The following is a 784-nucleotide window of genomic DNA, read 5'->3' on the forward strand; positions in this document are numbered from 1 at the left end:
CCAACTGTTTCCACCATCTTAACTACAGCATGCAGAACTACATTTTGCCGATGTTCTGCTTCTCGGCACACTATGAAATTGTTGGGGGCTTGCGAGCATCGTTATTGTCTGCCGTTAAGAAACTTACTACGGGGAATGGAGTAGCCTGTACACACATAAACCCCCAATATTTTATACATGATGTTGTGTGCTGCCATTTTACTCAATATCTCCTCCAAGCCAATTTATTTGAAACACTCCATTTTTAAGTATTGCAGAATAAGTGTCACTCCATGTCGGTCCAGATGTTTCAAAAATCGCTTGGTTCCCTTTGATATAAATTGGGTAACGAAATTTGGTCATTGCTATATTTGGACTATTATATGTATTAGTGCAATCAAGGATCCTTTTCAATGAATTTTGATCTTGAAAAATTTCTCTAATTTCTCTTTTGTCAGTTACGAAACCAACGGTCTGTTGAGTAAGGGAAAGTCCGGGTGCATAATTCCTGAACTCGTCAACATGCTGATATCTAGTTTTTTCAATTAACTCAATATTTGTCGAGTCGAGTAATAGTATAAATGTGAAGTCATATTTATTTTCTAACCCTGTAATATTTTCAGTTGATTGTAGTTCATTAAGCACTTCTTCGTAAATAATAAAGATTTCCTTTTCCAAAGTCTGTCCATTAATTTGTATTTGAAAGGCAATCAATGCAATCAATAAATATTTTTGCATAATTTTATTGGTGTTGTATTCAGCTTGTTACAGCACTGTCATTTGGTTGCACACAACGCCCACATGG

The 784-nt window shown here is 35.7% G+C and carries 1 protein-coding gene; it reads right to left on the reverse strand.

Translation table 11 applies throughout. The annotated features are described in order from the left end of the window. Positions 1-198: 198 nt before the first annotated feature. Positions 199-717, reverse strand: a complete 519-nt coding sequence (locus JCM15548_RS20725; protein WP_062129151.1) for a hypothetical protein — start codon at positions 715-717, stop codon at positions 199-201. Positions 718-784 lie beyond the last annotated feature (67 nt).

The organism is Geofilum rubicundum JCM 15548, assembly GCF_000974365.1.
Taxonomy (GTDB): domain Bacteria; phylum Bacteroidota; class Bacteroidia; order Bacteroidales; family Marinilabiliaceae; genus Geofilum; species Geofilum rubicundum.